General features: G+C 63.3%; 12 protein-coding genes and 1 pseudogene. 2 read left to right on the plus strand and 11 right to left on the minus strand.

Going from position 1 to position 16534, the window contains the following annotated elements:
• Positions 1-152: 152 nt before the first annotated feature.
• Positions 153-1202, plus strand: coding sequence for a LacI family DNA-binding transcriptional regulator (locus LIX93_RS13275; RefSeq protein WP_226504515.1), 1050 nt, complete (start codon positions 153-155; stop codon positions 1200-1202).
• Here the strand turns inward: LIX93_RS13275 and LIX93_RS13280 are convergent.
• From LIX93_RS13280 to LIX93_RS13305, 6 genes are all read right to left on the minus strand, one after another.
• On the minus strand, positions 1177-2472 hold the full coding sequence (locus LIX93_RS13280) for a serine hydrolase (RefSeq protein ID WP_226504516.1): 1296 nt from the start codon (positions 2470-2472) through the stop codon (positions 1177-1179). The genes LIX93_RS13275 and LIX93_RS13280 overlap by 26 nt on opposite strands.
• Positions 2473-2739: 267 nt before the next feature.
• Positions 2740-4638, minus strand: a complete 1899-nt coding sequence (locus LIX93_RS13285; RefSeq protein ID WP_226504517.1) for a sigma 54-interacting transcriptional regulator — start codon at positions 4636-4638, stop codon at positions 2740-2742.
• A gap of 99 nt (positions 4639-4737) precedes the next feature.
• Complete coding sequence (locus tag LIX93_RS13290; RefSeq protein WP_226504518.1) at positions 4738-5943, minus strand: multidrug effflux MFS transporter; 1206 nt, start codon at positions 5941-5943, stop codon at positions 4738-4740.
• Between the two features lie 187 nt (positions 5944-6130).
• Positions 6131-7324 (minus strand): amino acid aminotransferase, encoded by a 1194-nt coding sequence (locus LIX93_RS13295; RefSeq protein WP_226504519.1) that lies wholly within the window; start codon positions 7322-7324, stop codon positions 6131-6133.
• A 30-nt stretch (positions 7325-7354) separates the two neighbouring features.
• Positions 7355-7966, minus strand: a complete 612-nt coding sequence (locus tag LIX93_RS13300) for a YitT family protein (protein WP_226504520.1) — start codon at positions 7964-7966, stop codon at positions 7355-7357.
• A 347-nt stretch (positions 7967-8313) separates the two neighbouring features.
• Positions 8314-8772, minus strand: a complete 459-nt coding sequence (locus LIX93_RS13305; RefSeq protein ID WP_226504521.1) for an Lrp/AsnC family transcriptional regulator — start codon at positions 8770-8772, stop codon at positions 8314-8316.
• 400 nt (positions 8773-9172) lie between these two features.
• Between LIX93_RS13305 and hpxO the strand changes: the two genes are divergently transcribed.
• Positions 9173-10366 (plus strand): FAD-dependent urate hydroxylase HpxO, encoded by a 1194-nt coding sequence (hpxO, locus tag LIX93_RS13310; protein WP_260524784.1) that lies wholly within the window; start codon positions 9173-9175, stop codon positions 10364-10366.
• A gap of 96 nt (positions 10367-10462) precedes the next feature.
• Here the strand turns inward: hpxO and mqo are convergent, their stop codons facing one another.
• The 5 genes and pseudogenes from mqo to LIX93_RS13335 form a co-directional block, all read right to left on the minus strand.
• Positions 10463-12118: a malate dehydrogenase (quinone) gene (gene mqo / locus LIX93_RS13315; RefSeq protein WP_226504522.1), complete on the minus strand. Its 1656-nt coding sequence runs from the start codon at positions 12116-12118 to the stop codon at positions 10463-10465.
• A gap of 433 nt (positions 12119-12551) precedes the next feature.
• Positions 12552-13451 (minus strand): annotated as a pseudogene (locus LIX93_RS13320) (transporter substrate-binding domain-containing protein).
• Positions 13405-14772, minus strand: coding sequence for an MmgE/PrpD family protein (locus LIX93_RS13325; RefSeq protein ID WP_226504523.1), 1368 nt, complete (start codon positions 14770-14772; stop codon positions 13405-13407). The pseudogene LIX93_RS13320 and the gene LIX93_RS13325 overlap by 47 nt, the downstream one beginning before the upstream one ends.
• Positions 14769-15662 carry a polysaccharide deacetylase gene (locus LIX93_RS13330; RefSeq protein ID WP_226504524.1) on the minus strand — a complete coding sequence of 298 codons (894 nt, stop codon included), beginning with the start codon at positions 15660-15662 and terminating at the stop codon, positions 14769-14771. The genes LIX93_RS13325 and LIX93_RS13330 overlap by 4 nt, the downstream gene beginning before the upstream one ends.
• Positions 15655-16503: a polysaccharide deacetylase gene (locus LIX93_RS13335; RefSeq protein WP_226504525.1), complete on the minus strand. Its 849-nt coding sequence runs from the start codon at positions 16501-16503 to the stop codon at positions 15655-15657. Before LIX93_RS13335 ends, LIX93_RS13330 begins: the two co-directional genes overlap by 8 nt.
• Between the last annotated feature and the right edge of the window lie 31 nt (positions 16504-16534).

Consider the following 16534-nt stretch of genomic DNA (forward strand, 5'->3'; position numbering starts at 1 on the left):
AATACTTGCTTCGATGCGGTGCACATCGTTGAACAGAAATATAGGCAGCCACCTCCTGCCCCTCAAGACTGGCAGGGCATTCCCTCTCAAGCTATCATTCGCGCCGTATGCGCCTTGATAGTTTTCTTTCAAGGCCTGATCCAGGCCCCGCCATGAACAATAAGAAACGCCCCACCATCGCCACGGTCGCGGCCTTCGCCGGGCTCAGCGTGGCCACCGTCGACCGGGTACTCAATGCCCGCGCACCGGTCACCGAGGACACTGCCCAGCGCGTATTCGCCGCCGCAGAAGCCGTCGGTTACTTCGCCGCGCGGCTGATCGGCCAGCGCATCCGCGAACGGCGCCCCAGCTACCGCTTCGGCATCCTGCTGCTGGGCACCGCCCCGGACTTCTACAACAACCTCGCCAACGCCATCCGCGAGGCGGCTCGCGATCACCCCGCGGCCAACCTGGCCTGCCAGTTCGAGTACATCCACGACCGCAGCCCGGCCGCCATCGTCGAGCAGATCGAGCAACTCGCCGTGCAATGCGACGCGCTGGCGGTGGTCAGTTACACCCATCCGCTGATCAACGCGTGCCTGGCCCAGATACGTGCCGCAGGAGTGCCGGTGGTCGCCCTGCTGTCGGACATCGACGAGCATTTTCAAGAACCCTACGTCGGGCTCGACAACCACGAGTTCGGTCGCACGCTGGGCTGGCTGCTGGCCCATACCTGCGGTGCGCGCGAGGGCAGCGTCGGCGTGCTGTTGGGCGGCCATCGCTTTATCGGCCATCAGACCCGCGTCGATGGCTTGCGCAGCTACCTGCACGAGCATGCGCCGGGCCTGCGCCTGCTTGATGCGTTGATCAACATGGACAACAGCGACATCAGCGAGGAAGCCACCCTCGACCTGCTGGCCCGCCATGACGACTTGCGCGGGCTGTGCGTGGTGGGGGGTGGCGGCGACGGCATCATCAGCGCACTGCGCCAGCTGCCATTACCCGCGCGGCTGTGCTGCGTCGTGCCCGAGTCCACCGCCCGCTCCCATCAGGCGTTGCGCGATGGCCTGGTGCGCGCGGTCATCGACACGCCAGCCACCGCTACGGCGCAAGCGTTGATGAATCTGTTGGTGACGTTACAGGCGGGCGAGCCCTTCGATGCGCAGCGCCACCGCATCCAGGTGGCGCTGCAGATCATCACGGCCGAGAACGCCCGGCTGTGACCACCGGGCCGACCGCATCCTGCTTGCGCAGGGTATCGACCACCGCATCGAAAAACACCATCGGGTTGATGGCGTCCTTGTTCAGCGGCCGGGGCTGGGCGGCGAAGGTGACGATCACGACCTTCTGCACGGGGTCGATATAGATGTTCTGGCCCAGCAGGCCGACCGCCGCGTAGGCGTGATCCTGCAGCGAGCCTTTGGTCGAGGCGGTCCACCACATATAGCCGTAGCCGGCCTCCTTGCCGTTGGCCAACGTCTTGCTGGTGGTGGCGTCTGCGACCCAATGAGGCGGCAGGATAGTGCGACCGTCGACCAGGCCGTTGTCCATGAAAAACATGCCGAAACGGCCGTAGTCACGCAAGGTGGCGGCGATACCGCTGCCGCCGATTTCCGTGCCGTCGGGCGAATCCAGCCACCAGGTGGCATCGGCCTCCATGCCGTACGGCTGCCAGACCTTTTGCGCCAGGTACTGGGACAGTGGTTTGCCGGTTGCCGCGCGCACCAGTTCGCCCAGCACCTGGGCCTCACCGGTGTTGTAGTTGAACACCGTGCCGGGCGCACTGGCGCGCTGCAGGTGACTCATCAGCACCAGCGCCGCACCCGGTTGCTGGGCCATCTGCAGGCGCAGCAAAGCGCGGCGATCGGAGGTCGGGTCGGTGGCGGTTTCGTTCCATTTCGCGCCCGAGGCCATCATCAACAGATTGCGCACGCTGACGCCGTCGTAGGCCGTGCCCTTGAGCTGCGGCAGGTAGTCGACCACCTGAGCGTCGAGGCCCTTGATGCGGCCTTCCTGAATTGCGATGCCAGCCAGGGTCGAGGTCACCGACTTGGCCACCGACATCGACATCCAGCGGGTCTGCGCAGTGTTGCCGCGCTGGTAGCTCTCGTGGACGATCTCGCCGTCGCGGATCACCAGCAGGCCGGTGATGCTGTCCAGCGCGAGAAACTCGGCCAGGCTGTAGGCGCGGCCCTGGTAGGTGAACTTGATGTCGGTGAGGGGCGTTTTGGCGTAGGGCAATGGCTGGGCATGACCGCCCGCCTTGATCACGCGACTGGGGAACAGCCGGTCGATATTGCGGTAGGTGTTGACGGCGATATCCGGGCTCAGCGTGCCCGCATACATCGCTTCGGCCGTGCCTATCGGCTGGTTGGCAAAAGGATAAGGTGCGGGTTTGCTCGCGCAGCCCCACAGGCCGATGGCGATCGCCAGCAACAGGGCGCCTCGAACGCTTGACTGCCCACACCCGATACGGACGAAACCTTGCAGCATGCACAGTCCTTGCTCGGTTCACGAGCGGCCATGGGATACACCGCTCGGCCATAGGGCGAGCGACATACATGAATATTTATTTATACCCGATCTGGAGTGCCAATAAACCTCCCAGCCGCCAAGTGGCGTGGCTGGTGTGCTGAATGCCGGGGTTGTTGGGTGGCATCGAGGGTGGCATCGAGGCCGCCTTCGCCACCAAACTGAACTGCACCGTTATGGGAGCAAGGGGGCGCGTTCAGTGGCGAAGGGGCCCGCATGCTCGACGCATCACGCCTCGATGTTCAACCGCTTTAGCCGCGACGCCAACGTGGTGGGCTTGAGCCCAAGCATTTCGGCCGCGCCCCCTTTGCCGAACAGCTTGCCGTGGCACTGCGCAAGCGCGGCCAGGGTGTTGTCGCGCTCCAACTGGCGAATCTGCTCGTCGGTGAGAATTTCCGGCGTCGCGCTGATCGCCATACTGACGCCTGGCTGCGCGGTAACCTCCGGCAAATCGATTTTCAGGTCTCGGCCTTGGGAGGTAATCAACGCCCGCTCGATGACGTTCTGCAACTCGCGAATATTGCCCGGCCACGGATAGCCTTGCAGGCGTTCCAGATCGGACTGCAACAAGCGCCTCCCCGTAAGGTTCAAGCGCCCACCGATCTGCTGGAGAAAATGCAACGCCAGCGGCGCGATATCCATGGGGCGCTCGCGCAGTGCCGGGGACTGCAGCGGGAAGACGTTCAGGCGAAAGTACAGGTCCTCGCGAAAGCGCTTGGCCTCCACCTCGTGACGCAGATTGCGATTGGTGGCAGCGACGATGCGCACATCGACCTTGCGTGTACGCTCCTCGCCGACCCGCTCGAACTGGCCCTCCTGCAACACCCGCAACAGCTTGCTTTGCAGATCCAGGGGAATCTCGCCGATCTCGTCGAGAAACAAGGTGCCGCCATCGGCCAGTTCGAAGCGCCCTACCCGGTCCCGCACCGCGCCGGTAAAGGCGCCGCGAATGTGGCCGAAGAACTCGCTCTCGAACAGCTCCGCCGGTATCGCGGCGCAGTTGACCCGGATCAGCGGGTGGCCGCTACGCTTGCTGGCCTGGTGAATCGCCCGGGCAATCAGCTCCTTGCCAGTGCCCGACTCGCCATGGATCAGCACGCTGGCATCAGTGGGCGCGACCACGTCGATCTGCTTGATGATCTTGAGGATCGGCTCGCTCTGGCCGACGATCTCGCGGTAGTTGTGCTCGATGTGGATTTCTTCCTGCAGGTAAGCGTTCTGCTCCTCCAGGCGTTTTTTCAGATCCTTGAGTTCATCCAGCGCGGTCTGCAGTTGCAGCTCGGTGGTGCGCCGCTCGGTGATGTCGCGAAACACTACCACCGCGCCGACGATGCGGCTGTCGGCGATCACCGGTGTGCTGGTGAATTCCACCGGGAACGAACTGCCGTCGCGCCGCCAGAACACTTCCTGACGCCCCTCGTGCACCACACCGTCGTGCACCGCGCGGTAGATCGGGCAGTCCTCGACCGGATAGTGCGAACCGTCGGCGTGGCTGTGGTGATGGATGCGGTGGATGTTCTTGCCGATCATGTCCTTGGGCTGCCAACCGAGCATGCGCGCACCGGCGGGGTTAACGAAGGTCGCCAGGCCCTGATTGTCGATGCTGTAGATACCGTCCCCGACCGCGCTGAGCAGCAACTGGTTGTCGCGCTCCGATTCCTGGAACAGGTTGAGGATATTGCGCCATTCCAGCAGGCCGCCGCGCATGGTCCGTGCGGTGTCGGCCTGATCGCGCTGGTACTGTTTTTCGCTGCGCTCGTGCAGCACCAGGATGATCTGCAGTTGGCCCTTGATGCTGAGGGTGGTGGCGCTGATTTCGAGTTCGATGCGCTCGCCGCTTTTGCAGTTGCAACTGAGCCCGTCGGTCCAGCCACGGCCTTTTTCCAGCACGGCCTGACTGAACACGATGAGGTCGGCCAGTTGATGACCAAACAGCTTGCTCACGGGCAGCGCCAGCAACTCGTGGCGCGGGTAGCCGAGCAACTGGCACGCGGCGATGTTGAGATCCCCCAGGCGATCTCCATAAGGATCAAGCAGCGCGATGGCTTCACTGCAGTGTTCGAACACCATGTGGCGTGACCCATAGGCCAGGTCCGCCCAGCCGCTGAGACAGTCATCGTCGGTCATACGAATTCTCGTGAAAAGCCGCTACGAAGATTCGTATTTCTACGCCGTTGCCAAGGGATTGAACAGGGGCAGATGGTGTCGCAAAAGGCGGATCAGCGATCATCGCCGAGCCGGTTCACCCTCGGCCTGTTCCTCACTGATACCCCAAAAGCCCAGCAGGCATCCCACACCACCGATGCCCAATGCGACGCACAGCGGGACCGGCGTGCCATCGGCGAAGGCGCTGACCATCCAACTGAAGGCCATGCCGCTGGCGAACTGGACCGCCACTGCCAGGCCGACCGCAGCGCCTGCCTGGCGCTGAAACAGGGCCATCAGGCTCGCCGTGCAGTTGGCGCCGATCAGCCCGGCGGTGGTCATGTACAGCACCACGCACACAATGATCACCGCCGGTATCGCCCAACCCAGCAAACCGGCAGCCGTGAGCGCCAGCCCTGCCAGCGCAGCGACCCAGGCGCCTACCTTGAGCATTGCCAACGGCCCGACCTGGTTGACCTGGCGCGCGTTGATCACCGAGGCCAGGATGATGCCCAGAATGTTGAGCGCGAATACCCAGGCGAAGGCGCGCGGCGAGAAGCCGAAATGCTCGATGAACACGAACGGCGACGCGGTGACAAAGGCAAAGATGCCGCCGGAAGAGAACCCCATGCACAGGATGAACGACATCGCCTGGCGATGCCCTAGCACGCTCAGGTAGCCGGCGAACGCTACGCCGACGCTCGCGCTGCGCTGCGCGGGCACGTGGCTTTCCTTGAGCCACAGCGCGGTGGCCAGCCAGCAGATCAAGGCCAGTAGCAACAATGCCAGGAAGATGCTGCGCCAGCCGTCGATCAACACCAGCCAGGTACCGGTCATGGGCGCGACCAACGTGGCGACCATGGTAATCAGCTGCATCAACGACAATACCCGCGCCGCCTGCCCCAAAGGGAACAGATCACGTACTACCGCACGCGCTAGCACCAAGGCCGAAGCACCGCCCAATGCCTGGACGAAACGACAGACCAGCAGCTGCTCGACGCTTTGCGTCAGCATGCACCCCAGGCTGGCGACGATGTACAACGCAATGCCGCCCAGTAACAGCGGACGGCGCCCATAGCGATCCGACAACGGCCCATAGGCCAGCATGCCCAGGCACAGGCCGCCGAGAAACACACCGATGGTCATTTGTACCAGCGCGGCGGAACTGCCCAGCTCGCGGGCGATGGCCGGCAGGCTGGGCAGATAGGTATCGATGGACAGCGGCACGAAAGCCGCCAGCGCGGCCAACAACAGGATCAGGCGGGGCGTACCGCTTTGGGCTTGCATGCAATGACTCACTCGTTACGCAAAAAAGGCAATGATAGCCCTCTAGCCTGCACGGCGGCGAGCCTCGAATGGGACAACGTCAGGCCATCTGACTGCGTCGACCCCTTCGCGGCCGAACGCGCAACCTTGCTCCCACAGGTGTACGGCTTCGCAGCTGCTTGCACTGTGGGAGGGCCCTGCCCACGAATCAATCGATTCGCGCGATCGCCTCAGCCACCACCTTGACGTTGCCGGCATTCAAGCCCGCCAGGCACATGCGCCCGCTGTCGATCAGATAGATGCCACATTCGCGGCGCAGATGGGCGACCTGCTCGGCGCTCAGGCCGGTGTAGCTGAACATGCCCTTCTGGCGCAGCAGATAGTCATGGCGCCCGTCCGGGAACGTGTCGCGCAGCAGTGAAGCCAACTGGGTACGCATCGCGCCGATGCGCACGCGCATCTCTTCCACCTCGGCCAGCCACTGGGTGCGCAGGGCTTCATCGTTGAGCACGATGCTGACCAGGCGAGCACCGTGGCTGGGCGGGCTGGAATAGTTGCGGCGCACGGTGGCCTTCAGCTGACCGTGGACGTTGGCCGCAACCTGGGCGCTGGCACAGACCACCGACAGCCCGCCGACGCGCTCGCCGTACAGGGAGAAAATTTTCGAGAACGAGTTGCTCACCACCAGCGTCAGGCCGGCGGCCGTCATGGCGCGGATAGCGTAGGCATCTTCCTGCATGCCGTCGCCGAAGCCCTGATAGGCGGTGTCCAGGAACGCAATCAGCTCCCGCTCGGCCAGCACCTTGATCAACTCGTCCCACTGCGCCGGCTGCAAGTCGGCGCCCGTCGGGTTGTGGCAGCAGGGATGCAGCAACACGATGCTGTGCGCCGGCAATTGCCCAAGGGCCGCGAGCATGGCGGCGAAGGCCACGCCGCCGGTGCTCGGGTCGAAGTACGGATAGGTGTTGACCGTGAACCCGGCGCCGCCGAACAGTGCATGGTGGTTCTCCCAGGTGGGATCACTGACCCACACCTGCGACTGCGGGAAATACTGACGCAGAAAATCCGCACCGACTTTCAGCGCCCCCGAGCCACCGACCGTCTGGATCGTTGCCACGCGGTCTTCGCGCAGCGCCGGCGATTGGTCGCCAAACAGCAAGCGTTGCACCTGCACGCAATAGTCCGTCAGCCCTTCCATCGGCAGATACAGCGCCGGACGCTCACCCTGCGAGAGCAGGCGGCGATGGGCTTCGGCCACCGACGGCAAGGTCGGAATACGGCCCTCGGCGTCGTAATACAAGCCGATGCTGAGGTTGACCTTGCTGGCGCGGGCATCGGCCTGATAGGCGTCCATCAGCGACAGGATCGGATCGCCAGCGTAGGAGTTGACGTGGTCAAGCATACAAATAGCTCCAGCAAGAAAAGGCAGACATCAGGCGTGGTACCGGCCCGAACGGTGGTTAAGCGCAATGATCAGGTTGATCAGCACGGCGCCGAGCACCGAGATGGCCAGAATCGGCCACGACACGATGGTCAACGACAGCAGCAGGATCAGCACATCGGCGCCCATCTGCAGCCAGCCGGCGCGCCAGCCAAAACGTGCCTGCAGGAACAGCGCAAGAATATTCAGGCCGCCTAGGCTGGCACGGTGCCGGAAAAGCACGATGAAGCCAACCCCCAGAATGATGTTGCCGATGACCGCTGCGAACAACGGCTGGATCTGCTGCAGGGTAATGAAATGCTGCACCTGATCGGAGAACAGCGACACCAGGCCGATGGCAGCGAAGGTCTTGAGGGTGAAGACCCAGCCCATGCGCCGGAACGCCAGATAATAGAACGGCAGATTGATCATGAAGAAGGTCAGGCCAAAGGCATAGCCGAACGCGTAATGCAGGTAAAGGGCGATGCCGGCGGTGCCACCGGTCATGACCCCGCCTTCGCGCGCCAGCATCAGACCGAAGGCGATCAGCAGCGTGCCAACCAGCAAGGCCATGGCGTCTTCGCCACGGCTGTGGGGATAGGGGGTGATGGTTGCAGTGGTCATGTGGCGCTCGACGTTGCGGGGCGGAAATCGGCGGGTCCAAAAGTCGAACGCAAAATAGCAAGAATGACGTATCCGTGTATATAAATAAGATTGAATGCACGGATCGCGCATTTATAGGCTTTAAATAAGCCAGGCGTGCATGGCTTTGGACTGTCCACGCGGCTCTGCAAGATCTGCGGTGAAGCCACTGGCGCTTTCGCAGGCAAGCCTTGCTCCCACAGTGCAAGCAGCCCTGGGCCTTACACCTGTGGGAGCAAAGCTTGCTCGCGAAGAGGCCGGCACAGCTTGCCCAAAACCGTAATGTTATCCATCACCCGACGCTGTGGGAGCCTTCTCAGTGCATTTTCTCAGCCCGCCACCAACCCCGCTTCCTTGAGACGCTGCAGCACCACGGCGGTTTTCAAATGGCCGATCGTGGCGCTGCCCGACAACCGGCCCATCAGCGCATTGAGTTCCACCAGCCCCGCTACCGCGACCTTCAAGGCGTAGTCGGCGTCGCCCGTGGTCTTGTAGGCATCGATGATCGCCGGGTCATGCACCACAAAGGCTTCGAACGCGGCAGAGGTCTGCGGGCTATGGCTGTTGAGGCTGACCTCGATCATCGCGACCATCTCGGTATTCATCGCCTGGGGAGCCAGCCGGGCGTGATAGCCAAGGATCAGCCCCGCCTGTTCGAGGCTCATCCGCCGACGCGAGCATTGCGAAGCCGAAAGGCCCACCATTTCGCTCAGGTCCTGATTGCTCAAGCGCCCATTGCCCTGCAACAGGGTCAGGATCTTCAGGTCGAATTCGTCAATCGCAGTCATGGGTCTACCGTTCCTCGCAAAACAGGACGCGCAGATTAACAGCTTCAAGCGGATCCATGACGTCACACCTCTAGCATGGGCTGCAGGGATTCGCACCACCGTGGCGCACCCCAGCCAAAAGTTGCGCCACGATGCAGCAGCCCGCGTGCGCCAGACCGATAGAGGGGCAAGCGCAAGAGGCACCAGCGTGCCCACTCAACTCTCTGTTTATCTGGACTTGAAGCTGCATTCGGTGAATTCTCCTGCGTAACCAGCACTAATTCCCTCAGTCGCCAGTAGCGATGACAAAACTGGCAGGCAAACTGCAATAGCTGACCAAACGATCAGGTTTTATACTGCCCTCCTCTATGGCCAGCTTGCCAACCTCATCACGTTGTCATTTCAATCACGGTGCATCGCCATGTCTCTTTCTGCTTCGACCTCACAGCCTCTGGACATCGTCATCATTGGTGCCGGCATCGGCGGGCTGTCGGCGGGCATTGCCCTGCAGCAGCGCGGCCACCGCGTGCGCCTGTTCGACCGGGTACCCGACCTGACACCTGCCGGCGCGGCGATTTCGGTATGGCCCAATGGCGTCAACGTCCTCGAAAAACTCGGCCTCGGCGCGGCGATCAAAGCGGCCAGTGGCGAGATGCAGAGCATGAGCTACAGCACCCACGACGGCGCGTTGCTCACCCGCTTCAGCTTGCAGCCGCTGTACGACGCGGTCGCGCAGCGCGCCTGCCCTATCGCCCGCACCGCCTTGCAGCAGATCCTTCTGGACGGCTGTGGCCGCGACAACGTCACCCTGGGCGTCAGCTGCGAAGGCGTGGAGCCCAGCGGCGACGGCATGCGGGTAAAGTTTTCCGACGGCCAGCAGATCCAGGCCGACCTGGTGGTGGCTGCCGACGGCACCCATTCGCGGCTGCGCAACTATGTCGTGGGCCATGACGTGACACGCGATTACTGCGGCTACGTCAACTGGAACGGTCGCGTCGACGCCACCGACGACCTGGCACCTGCCACCGAGTGGACGCAGTTCGTCGGCGATCACAAGCGCGTGTCGCTGATGCCTATGGGCAACGGCCAGTTCTATTTCTTCTTCGACGTGCCCCTGCCAGCAGGCACCCCCAATGATCGCACCCACTATCGTGACGAGCTGCGCGGTCATTTCAGCGGTTGGGCCGCGCCGGTGCAACACCTCATCGAGCGCCTGGACACTGCTATCGTCAGCCGGGTCGAAATCCACGACATGGTCCCGACATCCAGCTTCGTCAAGGGGCGTGTGGTGCTGCTCGGTGATGCCGCGCACCCCATGGCGCCGGATCTGGGTCAAGGCGGCTGTCAGGCCATGGAAGACGCCTGGGTACTTGCCCGCTGCCTGGACGCTGGCGATGTCGACGCTGCCCTCGCCCGCTACAACACCGCCCGCGCCGAGCGCACCGCGCAGATCATGCTGCGCGCCCGCGCACGCTCGCAGGTCACCCATGGCGGCGTACCGGCCGAGACGCAAGCGTGGTACGCGGAACTGGCGCACGAAACCGGCGAACGCGTGATTGCCGGGTTGGTGAAGACGGCCACCGGTGGCGGCGAGTTGCTCAGCGATCAAGGCTGAGAATCGATGGGCAACTGAGGCCCGGCACAGACAACAAAAAACCCGCCTGGCATCACTGCCAGGCGGGTTTCTTTTTAACTCAAGGTCAGGCCGCTATTACAGCGCCATGTCCTGAGCCGGTTTGCTTTCCTGCGGCTTGGCCGGCTTGGCCGGGGCCGCAGCGCCAGCAGCCGGGTAGGCAGCTGCGTCGAGCACTGGAGGCTTGTTCAGCAGCAAAACGTCGGCAGTGTAATCCCACTCCTGCTGAACACGTGCTGGCGAATCGTTGAGCTTGGTGCCGTAGCTTGGCACGATCTGATGCATCTTCTCTTGCCAGGCCGGGGTCGCAACCTGGGCCTTGAAAGCTTTCTCGAGCACGTCGATCATGATCGGCGCTGCGGTCGAGGCACCCGGCGAGGCACCCAGCAGACCGGCGATAGAGCGGTCCTGAGAGTAGACGACCTCGGTACCCAACTTCAGCACACCGCCCTTCTCGGCATCACGCTTGATGATCTGCACGCGTTGGCCGGCTTGCCACAAGCGCCAGTCTTCTTTCTTGGCGTGCGGGAAGTACTCTTTCAGTGCGTTGAAGCGGTCGTCGTCCGACATCATCAACTGGCCTGCCAGGTACTCGATCAGCGGGTACTGCTCCACGCCCACCTTGGTCATCGGCCACACGTTATGGGTCGTAGTGGTCGACAGCAGGTCAAGGTAAGAACCTTGCTTGAGGAACTTGGTGGAGAAGGTCGCGAATGGCCCGAACAGGATCATGCGCTTGCCATCCAGCACGCGGGTGTCCAGGTGCGGTACGGACATGGGTGGTGCGCCAGTCGACGCGATACCGTAGGCCTTGGCCATGTGTTGCATGGCGATGTCCTGGTTATCGGTCACCAGGAACGAGCCGCCGACCGGGAAGCCGCCATATTCGCGCGCTTCAGGGATGTCCGCTTTTTGCAGCAGTTTCAACGCACCGCCGCCGGCGCCGACGAAGACGAACTTGGCATCGGTACCGTGGGTGGTGCCGTCTTTCAGATTTTTGTATTCGACGTGCCAGCCGCCGTCCTTGTTGCGGGTGATTTCTTCGACTTCGCTCGACAGCTTCAACGTGAAGTTAGGCTTGGTCTGCAGGTTGGCAACGTACTGGCGAGTGACTTCGCCCCAGTTCGCGTCGGTACCGAGCGGCGACCAGGTGGCGGCGATCTTCTGGTTGGGATCACGCCCTTCCATCATCAGCGGAACCCACTGTTTGATCTGCGCCTGGTCTTCGCTGTACTGCATGCCACCGAACAATGGGCTGGCTTTGAGCGCCTCGTAGCGGGCCTTGAGGAATTTGACGTTATCGTCTCCCCACATGAAGCTCATGTGCGGAGTGGAATTGATGAAGGAGTGCGGGTTTTTCAAGACGCCCGACTTGACCTGCCAGGACAGGAATTGCCGAGTGACCTGGAACGCCTCGTTGATCTCGATCGCCTTGGCGATTTCGATCTTGCCGTCTTTACCGTAAGGGGTGTAGTTCGACTCGGCCAGGGCGGAGTGACCGGTACCGGCGTTGTTCCAGCCGTTGGAGCTTTCTTCGGCCACGGCGTCGAGACGCTCGACCATTTCCATCGTCCAGGTCGGTTCCAGCTCGTTGAGCCAGGTGCCCAGGGTGGCACTCATGATGCCGCCGCCGATCAACAGCACGTCGACCTTCTTGGCCTCTTCGGCGTGTGCCTGAATCATGCCCATCGACAGGGCGAGGCCCAGCAGAGCCTTGTTCGCTTTCTTCAACATACTGTGATTTCCAGGATAGAACGTCATCCGCCCGCCCGCTGCGATCGCGTGGTTTGCTGGCTCACGGGTTGCCAGCAAAGCGGGCAATCGGCGAACAGGCGGGGTGGACATACAAGGCCGATAAAAACTGCATCGTCCTCACTCTCATGCCCCCTGCGCTGACTTCTTGTAGGTTGTCTTCAGCTACTTGAGAAACAATGAATGGCTGGCCCTGCTTCGGGGCGCACAACATGAACTTACTGAAGCAATTGTAAAATTTGGGCGCACATTAGCGGCTTCGCCAAAGCATTGCAATGCTGGGGTGCGTCTAATTGCCACTAGTCGAGGAGTGGGCTGAAACGGTTGCGCGATTTGACTGTCGCGATGACCATTTAACGGCCGCGTGGAGCAGATCTTTAGGGCTCCCTTGACCAGAGGCCAGGTGCATTGCCAGTCACTGCCCACCATCGACAGTCACCTGTTTGATGCCCTGACTTTGCAGGTGCCACTGGTCGAGTACGCGCTGGTAGCTGCCGTCCGCCAACGATGCCTGCAGGCCCTTGACCAATTGATCACGCAGCGCGTCCTTGCCCTTGGCCACGGCAAAGCCGAAGTAATGCACCGACAACGGCTCGCCCACCAGCACATAGGTATCGGGCTCTTCGCTCATCAGGTATTAGACGTACTCAGGCCCCAGTACGGCGGCGTTCAGGCGGCCTTGCTTGAGGTCCAGGCGTACCGCCGCCGCGCCTGCCGCGCCTTGTACCTGGGCGGCGGGCTTACCTGCGCCGACGCAGGTCCTGTCGCTCCAGGCGTTGAGTTCGATGAAGTAATTGGTGGTGCGTGGGCTGCCGATGGCTTTGCCGCAGAAGGCATCGGGGGTCATTGCCGCTGGAGCATTTGCGCGCGTGGTGAACATCTGCGCACCGGTCTGCAGATAATCGACGAAGGTCATGTTGCTGCGGCGGGTCGGCAGGTCGGTAATGGCCGTGCCGATCACATCGATGCGCCCGGTGGCCAGGCCGCTGGTGAGTTGTTCGAAGCTCATCTCCTCAAACTTGAGGTCGACGTTCATCTGCTTGGCCAGAGCCTTGAACAGGTCGATGTTGAAGCCGGTGCTTTCGTTGGTGGTGGGGTTGCGGTAGGACATCGGCGGATAGGTGGCTTCGATGCCGACGGTCAGGGTGGTGGCGGCGTTGGCGGCAGTGGCGGCAGAGACGATCAGGGCAGTAGCGAGCAGTTGGGTCAGGCGTGGGGTCATGGGGCGCTCCTTGAGGTCGAGAATGTTCGGGGGGCAAGCCCCCTCGCTACAGGGGTGAGGCGGTTTGCAGCAGCCCAAGCAGCCGCGGCACATCGGTGTCGGCGCCCAGCGTCATGCACAGCTCGACCAGGCCATCGACCTGTGCGGCGGGCAAGGCGCGGATCGCCAACGAGCGAAACTTGTCGATCAAGGCTTCGTCGCTCAGCGGATTGAGCGGGCCGCCCAGCGCCAGCTTGACCTGACGCGTGGCGCTGCGACCGTCCGCGCTGGTGACCTGAACGAACGGTTCGTCCAGCGGCGCCAGGCGCGGCTCGATGCGCAGGCTGATGGCCGCCATCAAGCCCTGCACCTCGGGTGCTGCCCTGACCGCCCCCTCGTAACTGTCGAGGCCGGCATTGCCACGCAGGCAGCGCACCGCCAACGCATACGGCAGGCTCATTTGCGCGGCGGCCAGGGTGCGGGTGTCGACGCCCGCGCACATGTCCACCAGAAAGGCACTAGCGCGCACATCGATACGCTCGACCTGCGTGCCGTCAATGCCGAGCTCGGCCAGTAGTTCCCCGACCGCATCGATCGCCGCGTGGGTACCGCGGCAGGCGGCATAGGGCTTGATCGAACAGCGCGCGAGCTTCCACACGCGGCCCAGGTCGGCGGTCAGTGCCTGGGGCTCGGCCGCGGCCTGCGCATAGGTGCGCAAAAAACCACCCCAGCTGTCCTCGAATACCTGGCTGGGGCCGCTCATGCCTTGGCGGGCGAGCAGCGCGGCGAGCACACCCGCCTCGGCCGGGCGCCCGGCGTGCAGCTTCTTGCTGTCGGCGCCGTCATGAATGAACGACCACAGGCCACCGCTCATGCTCGCTGCCAACCCGAGTGCGTGGGCAGTCTGGTCAGCGTTCAACTGCAACAGCCGCGCGCAGGCCGCTGCGGCGCCGAACACGCCACACGTGCCGGTGGAGTGCCAGCCGGCGCCGTTGTGTGGCGAATAGCCGCCGCACGCTTCCAGCACGCGCCGGGCCACGTCGTAGCCCAGCACCATGGCCGTCAGCAAGGCCTCGCCGTTCGGTGGCTTCGCACACAATGGCAGGACTGCCAGCATCGCCGGCACTACCACCGCGCCGGAGTGATCGCAGCCACCGGCATCATCCAGCTCCAGAGCGTGGGCAGCGACGCCATTGACCAACGCCGCACTGCGCGCCGACAGCCGTTGCGACCCGCCCCATACGGCCACGTCGCCCGGCGGCTCGCTGCACAGCAACGCCCCCAGGCAGCGTTGGGTCAGCTCAGTGTTGGCGCCTGCCAGAGCGGCGCCCAAGGTGTCGAGAAAATGCCGACGCGCCTTGGCTACCACCGCCTCGGGGATCGCCGCGAACGGTGTATCGCAGACGAACCCGGCCAATGTGTGCAAGGCATTCATGGGCGCGGCTCCTGAGCCTGATGCCGGGCAAATACCGCGGCCGGATGATCGTCGGGCAACTGCGGATGCTCGACCGCCCACCGCTGCGCGACCTCCTCGGCGGTGGCGAACCACACCCCCGGCTGCGCCTTGAGCCAACCAAGCCACTCGTCGAGCAAACCGCTGCGCCCCACCGTACCGAGGATTTCCGGGTGCAGGCGCATCAGGTAGCACAGCCCGAAACGCTGGAAACCTTCGAAGTCGCGCTGCCAATTGAGCAGCACTTCAGCGTAACTGGCGATGCGCGCCTGGCTGGCGGGCACGGCCGGCGCCAGGTTGAAAGCGAAATACGGCTCGTCCTCCAACTCAACGTGCAGCGGCAGTTCCACCAAAGGCGCCGCTACCTGGCCTGCGGGATGCACATAGGGCAGATCGTCACCGCCCCAGGATGACGACCAGCGCAGGCCGGCGCTGCGCAGGTCGTCCGCCAGGCCCTGGGCATAGCTGCCCGCCGGTGCGCGAAAGCCGCGCGGGCGCTGGCCCGTCAAGCGCTCCAGGGCTTCGCAACCGCGCAGCACCGACGCCTGTTGCTGCTCGCGCGTCAGTGCGCTGAAGTCCTCATGCAGATAACCGCTGCATGCCAGCTCGTGGCCGGCGGCATGCACTGCCGTGACGACGTCGGGATTCTGTTCGGCGACGATGCCCGGCACGCACCAAGTGGTGCGCAGGCCGTGCTCGGCGAATATCGACAGCAATCGTTGGGCGCCGCGGGTGGTGCCGTAACGCCACACCGAAAGGCTTTTTTCGCGCCCGGCGATTGCTGGCACCTGGGTCTGAATCCCATGGATATCGTTGTAATCCACCGTAATGACCACGGCGCAGGTATAGGGGGCGGGCCAGGGGCTAGTCATTGCCGTGCTCCCGCGCCCAGAATTCGGCGACCTCATTACAGGTGGCAAACCACACGTCGGCGTGGCTGTGCATGTGCTGCACAAACTGCTCCAGCACGCTAATGCGCCCCGGCTTGCCGGAGATCTTGGGATGGAACAACGTGGTCATGCACAGGCCTTCGCGGTAGGTGCCGTCGAACTCGCGGCACCAGTTGTCGAGGGTCTGCTCGTAACTGGCGATGCGGTCGAGCCCGGCGGGGTAATTGGGTGCACGGGTATAGGCCAGCGAGGCGTAGTCGTCGAGTTCCCAGCGGCCCGGGATTTCCACCAGGCGCCGGCTGGCGTCGAGGGTGTCAATGAAGTACGGGCGATCGTCGCCGCGCATGCTGCTGGAATACTTCACTCCGCAGTCCATCAACAGCGCCGGGGTCTCGCTGTGCCAGTCACCGGACGGCGTGCGAAACCCCGTGGCGGTGATGCCCAAATGGCGCTTGAAGACCTCGGCGCTTTTGTCCATGACCCAGCGTTGCTCGGCCAGGTCGAGGGCGAAGAAGGATTCGTGGCGATAGCCGTGATAGGCCACTTCGTGGCCGCGTTCGAGGATCGCCTGGCACTGCCTGGGCCAGTTCTCGACCACCCAGGCCGGGACGAAAAAGGTGGTGGGCGTGCGGTGCGCGTCGAGCATGTCGAGCAACCGTGGCAAGGCTCGATAGGGGCCATAGCCGCCAAAGGTGAAGTACTCGGGTTTCTGCCAGATGGAACCGTCGAGCATCGCCGCGCCCGTTGGCCCGTCGAGATCGAACGCCATGGCCACGCAGGCTCGGGCCTTGCCGGGCCAGCGCAGATCGTTAGAGGTGTACATCGGGATTGCTCCGTGTCATTGGCGAAGATTT

The sequence above is a fragment of the Pseudomonas sp. MWU16-30317 genome, from assembly GCF_020515695.1.
Taxonomy (GTDB): Bacteria; Pseudomonadota; Gammaproteobacteria; order Pseudomonadales; family Pseudomonadaceae; genus Aquipseudomonas.

What these genes read in the sequence shown, in the direction of transcription:
- LIX93_RS13275 (WP_226504515.1), top strand. Translation starts at nt 153, where the DNA reads ATGAACAATAAGAAACGCCCCACCATCGCCACGGTCGCGGCCTTCGCC.
- LIX93_RS13280 (WP_226504516.1), bottom strand. Translation starts at nt 2,472, where the DNA reads ATGCTGCAAGGTTTCGTCCGTATCGGGTGTGGGCAGTCAAGCGTTCGA.
- LIX93_RS13285 (WP_226504517.1), bottom strand. Translation starts at nt 4,638, where the DNA reads ATGACCGACGATGACTGTCTCAGCGGCTGGGCGGACCTGGCCTATGGG.
- LIX93_RS13290 (WP_226504518.1), bottom strand. Translation starts at nt 5,943, where the DNA reads ATGCAAGCCCAAAGCGGTACGCCCCGCCTGATCCTGTTGTTGGCCGCG.
- LIX93_RS13295 (WP_226504519.1), bottom strand. Translation starts at nt 7,324, where the DNA reads ATGCTTGACCACGTCAACTCCTACGCTGGCGATCCGATCCTGTCGCTG.
- LIX93_RS13300 (WP_226504520.1), bottom strand. Translation starts at nt 7,966, where the DNA reads ATGACCACTGCAACCATCACCCCCTATCCCCACAGCCGTGGCGAAGAC.
- LIX93_RS13305 (WP_226504521.1), bottom strand. Translation starts at nt 8,772, where the DNA reads ATGACTGCGATTGACGAATTCGACCTGAAGATCCTGACCCTGTTGCAG.
- hpxO (WP_260524784.1), top strand. Translation starts at nt 9,173, where the DNA reads ATGTCTCTTTCTGCTTCGACCTCACAGCCTCTGGACATCGTCATCATT.
- mqo (WP_226504522.1), bottom strand. Translation starts at nt 12,118, where the DNA reads ATGTTGAAGAAAGCGAACAAGGCTCTGCTGGGCCTCGCCCTGTCGATG.
- LIX93_RS13325 (WP_226504523.1), bottom strand. Translation starts at nt 14,772, where the DNA reads ATGAATGCCTTGCACACATTGGCCGGGTTCGTCTGCGATACACCGTTC.
- LIX93_RS13330 (WP_226504524.1), bottom strand. Translation starts at nt 15,662, where the DNA reads ATGACTAGCCCCTGGCCCGCCCCCTATACCTGCGCCGTGGTCATTACG.
- LIX93_RS13335 (WP_226504525.1), bottom strand. Translation starts at nt 16,503, where the DNA reads ATGTACACCTCTAACGATCTGCGCTGGCCCGGCAAGGCCCGAGCCTGC.